Source organism: Chamaesiphon polymorphus CCALA 037 (assembly GCF_003003845.1).
Classification (GTDB): domain Bacteria; phylum Cyanobacteriota; class Cyanobacteriia; order Cyanobacteriales; family Chamaesiphonaceae; genus Chamaesiphon; species Chamaesiphon polymorphus.
In genome coordinates this window covers 1-6,908 of the sequence record NZ_PVWO01000317.1, presented here as the reverse complement: position 1 = coordinate 6,908, position 6,908 = coordinate 1, and the positions used below count along the sequence as shown (strand labels likewise).

The 6,908-nt window shown below is 42.5% G+C and carries 7 protein-coding genes; 2 read left to right on the top strand and 5 right to left on the bottom strand.

The window, feature by feature from the left end:
* Nucleotides 1–494: C-phycocyanin subunit beta (locus C7B77_RS20190; RefSeq protein WP_106303465.1), on the bottom strand; the 494-nt coding region annotated here is incomplete at its 3' end.
* A 305-nt stretch (nucleotides 495–799) separates the two neighbouring features.
* On the opposite strand from C7B77_RS20190, the gene C7B77_RS20185 reads away from it, so the two are divergent.
* Nucleotides 800–964 carry a ribbon-helix-helix protein, CopG family gene (locus C7B77_RS20185; protein ID WP_106308982.1) on the top strand — a complete coding sequence of 55 codons (165 nt, stop codon included), beginning with the start codon at nucleotides 800–802 and terminating at the stop codon, nucleotides 962–964.
* 55 nt (nucleotides 965–1,019) lie between these two features.
* On the opposite strand, the gene C7B77_RS20180 is transcribed toward C7B77_RS20185, so the two are convergent.
* The 3 genes from C7B77_RS20180 to C7B77_RS20170 are packed head-to-tail and all read right to left on the bottom strand — an operon-like array spanning nucleotide 1,020 to nucleotide 5,275.
* Nucleotides 1,020–2,690 (bottom strand): hypothetical protein, encoded by a 1,671-nt coding sequence (locus C7B77_RS20180; protein WP_146138421.1) that lies wholly within the window; start codon nucleotides 2,688–2,690, stop codon nucleotides 1,020–1,022.
* A 36-nt stretch (nucleotides 2,691–2,726) separates the two neighbouring features.
* Nucleotides 2,727–4,268 carry a hypothetical protein gene (locus C7B77_RS20175; RefSeq protein WP_106308976.1) on the bottom strand — a complete coding sequence of 514 codons (1,542 nt, stop codon included), beginning with the start codon at nucleotides 4,266–4,268 and terminating at the stop codon, nucleotides 2,727–2,729.
* Between the two features lie 56 nt (nucleotides 4,269–4,324).
* A complete protein-coding gene (locus C7B77_RS20170) occupies nucleotides 4,325–5,275 on the bottom strand; it encodes an ABC transporter ATP-binding protein (RefSeq protein WP_106308973.1) in 951 nt (316 codons plus the stop codon).
* Nucleotides 5,276–5,772: 497 nt separating this feature from the next.
* Between C7B77_RS20170 and C7B77_RS20165 the strand changes: the two genes are divergently transcribed.
* Nucleotides 5,773–6,309: a hypothetical protein gene (locus C7B77_RS20165; protein WP_146138420.1), complete on the top strand. Its 537-nt coding sequence runs from the start codon at nucleotides 5,773–5,775 to the stop codon at nucleotides 6,307–6,309.
* Between the two features lie 250 nt (nucleotides 6,310–6,559).
* Here C7B77_RS20165 and mutT read toward each other — a convergent pair.
* Nucleotides 6,560–6,908 (bottom strand): 8-oxo-dGTP diphosphatase MutT (gene mutT / locus C7B77_RS20155; protein WP_106308964.1); only part of this gene is annotated, 349 nt, incomplete at its 5' end.

The window sequence follows — 6,908 nt, the reverse complement described above, 5'->3', positions numbered from 1 at the left end:
TCGAAGTAACCTGCAACTTCAGACATCAGCGCGCTACAATCGCCGTTGGTGATGCCGTTTTTGTCAGCAGCAATCGCGATTGCTGCATCTTTCATTTTGTTAACGCCAGCAGCTACGGAAGAACCAGGAGTACCTAATGCAAGGTAAGTTTCGCGTAAGCCATTCAAACAACGGTCGTCGAGTACGGAAGCGTCGCCTGCAAAGATTGCGTAAGTGACGTAGCGTAAAATGATTTCCATGTCGCGCAAGCAAGCTGCCATGCGACGGCTGGTGTAGGCGTTGCCACCTGGTGCGATCAGGTTGGGTTGCTCTGCAAACAAGGCGCGTGCGGCGTTGGCGACGATGGTGGAAGAGTTGGACGTGATCCGGTTGACTGTATCCATCCGTTTGTTGCCGTCAGCGACCATAGCTGCTAATGCGTCTAATTGTCCGGCACTGATGTATTGACCTTGTGCATCTGCTTGGGCGACAACCTTAGAGAATCCGTCTAACATATATTTAATCCTTTTATCCGTTTAATAGTTTTTGCGAGATTTATTAAGTTCAAGTCGCGCTAGTGGCGTAATATAGCTTAATGAATTTGGGAAAACTCTCGTATTAATATGAGAGGCTAATCACTCTGCACTAGTTGTCACGTAAGCTAGCTCCTAGCAAGCGCGATCGCCTATTAAGTTAAGTTATACAATGTTATATAAAGCCTTATCTGATTTTTATCATTTTTGTTACAAACGTTAACATTCGCTGTCTGTCCGGCTTCCACTCCCAGTAATCGGTACCATAGTTACACCACTTTTGCGCCGTGAGCACAAAAAAAAATCGCCTAAATGTCTCTCTCGATCCGATCGAACGCCAGAAGCTCGAACAGCTAGCTGCGGACTCGGGACTCTCTCTGTCGCGTACGATCGCGCAATTAATTCGCAAAGCTAAAAGCAAGCCAAAAGAGGAAAATCCCGCCGATAGTTAAAAAACCCAGCTTCTATAATTAGAAGCTGGGTCGATGGCGTCAATGTTCCCAAATATTAACTATGCGCCAGTAACTCTTTGGTTTGCGATTGACCGCTAATTTGTAATTTACGTTGTAATTGACGAGTCAAACCAGCAAAAATCGCTAACTGAGCTGCAAAGGTAGCTAAGATACTGCCTCCTGCAAGTTGCAGAATTCCTACAGGTGCTAAGGGCGAAAATAATAGTAGAATCGCCGCAAAGCCACTCGGATTGTGGAACGGCGATAAGACAAAAGCACCGACAATCGGCAAAATCATGGTAGTAACAACGATCGCCACAATCCAGACATTGCGTTTCTTTTGCTTGAGGAATAAACCTAAATGCGCGATCGTCGCATAGATTAAAATCAGACTAGCCGCCAAACAGGTTCCGGCGATAAACCGGATGCCAGTACTAGAAGTTTTGAAGGCAGTCATCCCGATCGGTAACCATAGTAACATTGTGATACCAATATTCATGGCGATTGCCAGTAATGCGGGACTACTATCTTTAAACATCAAGTCTTTAAAGAGTTCGCGTTGCCAAAATGGACGGCTCTTGTGAGCGGCGCGTTCGCGACGATAGCGACTCCAGTCTAGCAATGCTTGTTTGCCCGGTAATAGCATGGGAATCGATACCAATAGTACCAAAAAGTCGATAATTGCCCATGCCACGATCGTTCCTTCTTTGGAATAATAGCTTTGGGGCACTAATGGCACCACAAATCCAGCAATCCAGATTTGGATGCATAAATTGGTGAAATAACTTTGTGATTTACTAATCGCAGTCGCTGTGGGATTGAGATAGCGACGCTCTAAAGCTTGCCACACCCCAAAGCTTGCCACCAAACAGCAACCAGTCCCAAAAGCGTAAAATAACATCGCATTGTTGAAAATTGGCAATCCGAACCAAGATAGCTCGGTAGGCTTAACCAGCCAAGTATCGCGGTTGATGGTGGCAGAAGCAAACGCATTAATCGCTAGAATTGGTAAACAGACTGGGTATGCAACAACTAATACTGTCACGATCGCTTGTATGCCACCAAGTAACACGTACAATACCGCCGCACTAGACATCAGAAACCAGAAGCAGGCAATCGTCACATACCAGCTTGCTAACAATAAAGTATTCGCACCAGCGGTGTATCCTGCCACGATATGTAATGGCAATGTTGCGATGGTAGCCAGATATACTAAGCTCGGTACGCCTAAAATTTTACCGATAAAAATTGTCCGCGCTGATTGAGGACTGAGCCGAATAAAGTTGAGCGTACCGCGCTTTTCTTCTTGAACTAAGTCGGCAACTAATGTATAAACCGAGCCGAGAATTAAACCCAGAGGCAACAGCCAACTCATTGCAATAAAGAGATCTGACCACCAGGTTTGCCAGTTAATGATAAACTCACCATCTCCATTTAAGCGGCAATAGCTACCGTAAGCTTGATAACCATTAGGCACCATTTCGCAGTAACGGCTGTAAATTTGGCGCGCAGATTTATCGAGTCCTGGCGTTAGATCGGGTACTGGAAGCTGACTATTAAAATACATCAAGACAAACACTTGAATGACTAGAGCTGCTCCCAATGCGATCCCTAGATTGCGGACGGTCAAACGTTCTTTAAGTTCTCGAAATATTTGAGGGTTCGAGTCACCCACTCGATCGATTATTTTAGCTAATACCATATTTATAAATCTTCCTGAAGTCATCGACAATTAATTGAGCGATCGCGACTAACTTTCACCTCATATATTTGTCCTCGCTAATAAAGATTTTTGCTGGCTTAGAGCTTGAGTATCCGAGCGTCCCAATTGCTGTAGCCTTCTTTGAATCAGTTTGGTGATGCCAGCTAGGATGCCTAGTTGCCCCATTAAAACCGCGCCAATGCTTGGTAATGCTAATTGTGTCACCCCCATCCAGGCAAATGGTGAGAAGAGAAACAACCACAGTCCCGAGCTAGAATGATTTAAAGTAATTGTAGCGATAAATCCCAGAAATAATGGTAATCCCGACATCAAAATAATTAACGGCATCACCCCTCGAGTTTTAGCTGGCGATCGGAGGAAAATTAAGTTAATAATTCCAGCATGGATTAACGTCAGAACACTGACAATTATTATCCCGCACAGAGATTTTAACAACCACACTGGATCTGACACGAATATCCCAAAACACGTTCCCCAAACTATCGCTGAGATCGCAACATTAATTAGCATTGCCAATCCGATCGGACTAGCATCATGCCAAACTAGATCTCGAAATAGTTCTTGTTGCCACCACTGACGATGCTCGTGGGTGACTCGATCTCGTCGATAACGACTCCACTCTTGCATACTCAATTTACTCGGTAAGATCTGGGGAATCAGGCAATATATCCCGATCGTACCGACACTATAAAATGTAGCTAAAATATAAAAGTTTTGGTTAGAACGATCGATCGGACTAGAGCTGAGTATCGGTAAGGCAAAACCTAGCAGCCATAACTGAAATTGCATATTCATCCAGTAGCTATGCTCTTTTTTAAATGCAGTACTAGCTGGATTGATATATTCGCGATCGATCGTCACCCATAACCAATAACTAATTACTAAGATCGTAGTAACAATTAGAGCATTACAAATATAAAAGTTATTAACGATCGGCAGCCAAAACCAGCGAACAGATGCCTCGATTGTCCAAGATTGACCTGTAGCTACTGCATTTAAATAGTAGTTATAAAGACTGACAATCGTCTGGATGGGTAGCGCAAATAAGATCGTAAATACGAGCGGATATCTACCTCCGTACAAGCTATACAAAATCGCTAAACTCGAACAAAGATATATTGCTGCACCGACCGTAAAATACCAGACCAATATTAGCGGTAAACCAATCCCCGATATTATCCCTAAAGCCAAGTGAAAAGGCAATGCGCACAATATCCCCACATAAATCAGGCTAGGTACGCCTAGCATTTTACCAATCAGAATACTTCGTGCCGATTGGGGTGTGAGTCGGATAAAATTTAGAGTACCGCGTTTTTCTTCTTGATGGAGATCGGCAATGAGCGTATAAACGCTACCTAAAATCAAACCCATTGGCATCAACCAACTAAGCGTAACAAAATTCTGATGAATTTTGGCTTCTATTGGCATATTGCCGCTCGTAACTAATCCGATGGCGATCGCTTGCAGTACGATCGAAATCGCCACAACAGCGATCGTGGCATTACCCGTCAGCCGACTCTTTAACTCTCTAAATAATTGTGGATTCCATTCCCCAATTCGATCGATATATTTATCCAGCATCACTCACACTACCCAATTATCGACTACTAACTATTCACTATTCACTATCCACTAATTTAAGATGCTTGTTGATGTCCTAATTTCAAGAAAATAGTTTCCAGATCTTCTTGCGTACATTGAAAATTAGTAATCGGTAACTGTGCGTGAATTAGCGATCGCAATAATTCAGCGGCATCCTCTTCCGTCCCCGAAAATCCGACTCTCACTTGGTTCGTACCTGCCAAAATTTCAATATCGGCAACTAAAGAATTAGTTTTTAGCTCGCGCTTGAGAATTTCTGCATCGCCTAACGTGCTAATCAAAATTTGCTGACGACTCAACCGTTGATACAAATCCTGAAGCCGACAACTTTCTACCAAAAATCCCAACTCCATAATGCCAACCGACGTACAGAGTTCGGCTAAGTCACTCAAAACGTGCGAGGAAATTAAAATTGTCATCCCGGCTTCTTGCAGCGTCTTGATAATCTGCCGAAACTGCATCCGCGCGATCGGATCTAATCCCGATACAGGCTCGTCTAAAAGTAGTAAAATTGGCTCGTGAATAATCGTCCGCGCCAAACTCAATCGCTGTTTCATCCCACGCGATAGTGTCGCAATCTTACTATTGCGCTTGGTACTCAGTTGTACCAATTCCAGCACATCGTACAACCGTCGCTGACGTCGATCGCCATTTAATTTATATAATCTTGCAAAATAGTCAAGATAATCCCAAACTGTCAGATCGTCATACAAGGGAAAATCATCGGGAAGGTAACCCAATAATCGCTTGAGATTAGCATTACTCCGATCTCGCAACAGCCGTTCGCCATTAATATAGATCTCACCCAGCGTTGGCTCCTCAGCAGTGGCTAGCATCCGCATCAGGGTGGTCTTACCAGCTCCGTTAGGGCCGATCAACCCATACACTTCACCAGCGGCTACGGTCAATTCTACGCCGTGTACCGCAATATGTCGATCGAATTGTTTGGTCAAATCCTCAGTCCGAATGGCTAATTCTGCCGCCATAACTTTCTCCCCAGTGCCCTATTGTTTCGATTGTACCCAGTTAAAACGGAAGGATTGAGCCTAGACTAAAAACTTCACTGTTGCTTAGATACAGCGCGACTACTGGGGATTCCGGAAGTGTTTGGAACAGAGGGTGGATACTTCGACTCAGTTCGGCTACGCTCACTGTAAGCCGCTCAGTACAAGTAGGTGGATGGGTGGTTTCGACCAGAAAAGTAGTGGTGTCATGCAGCCGACAACAAAAAGTAGCTTGTGAGAATAGATATATGAGATCCACTAATGAAGAAGTCGAAGCTAAAATTGCTGAGGCTATCGAAACAAATGCAACCAAATTCGCCTTGTCTGGTGATTTATTAACACATATACCAGATATTATTAGTGATTTAATTTAAAGATATAGACATGAGCCATATTGGATTAAAATCATTCACAAGCAACTAATGAAAGTAATGAATCAAGATTTTTATTGCAGGTTGGAAATTTTTTGCTTTTATAACATGAAGCCAAATAATTTCATCAAATCAAGACACTCAGACATAGAAGATATTGAATATTATAACTCAGTAACAGTCTATGATGTTTACAGTCGAAACTTTGATGATTACAAATCAGTAATTGAGTGCTTACATGAAGTTGAGGAAATATACAAAACAGAAATATTCTCATTAGAAAACAATGATGCTTTAAAGAATTACTGCTTTTCTCTTTTTATATATAATAAGTGGAAATCTTCGCTACGTATATGTATGCACCTTAACAAGTGGAGGTTAGGAGGGGTTTCTTTATTGACAAATGAGTGGAAAGAAAATTTACAAAAACTTGATGATTTTCCAAATTACGTTTGGGTAAGAACACCAGAAAATGATGATATAGACTTTGATGAATGTGAATTTATTTCAAAAGAAAAAGCATGTTTATTGTTGTATGAATGGCTAGAAACAAACGAATATAGTAAAGATTTGACATACGAAGAATACAGTAGTTACAGGAATGAGTTTTATAATTTATTGACCAATAAATACTCTTCTTCATAAGTAGAAGTTTCCTCGTGCAGGGTGGACAAATTTTTATCGATTAAATTCAAATCGAAACTGAGATTTTGCCCGCCAATTCGATCTCGATTATTTGTGCGTTTACCGAAAAGCTACAATCGCATCGTGTCGGCTTTGGCCATTATCGATCGCAAGCACAGGATTTGTAATCGCTCGATCGTTAGTAATGTAGAAACTCTCGATCGAATAGCATTTTCCTGGCAGAATTAGTTTTAAAATGAGATTGCAATTGCTACTTAGATAGATGAGAGCTGTCCTTTTTAATTGCACTAATAATCTCCAGATTCGCTGCGGGAAACTGATATTTATCTAAATCGCTGACATTTACCCAGCGGACTTCATCGGATTCGATCGGTTGAGGGGTGCCGCTGATATGATGGCAATGATGGGCGATGAGTGTCAGTTGAAATGTCGGATAAGTATGGTCGATCGAAATCAGATGTTCGCCGACACTAATCTCGATCGCCAACTCCTCGCGAATTTCGCGTATTATGCAGTCAACTACCGTTTCGCCTGCTTCGATTTTACCACCGGGAAACTCCCACAATCCCCCCATCGAGCCACCCTCTTTGCGCTTATCT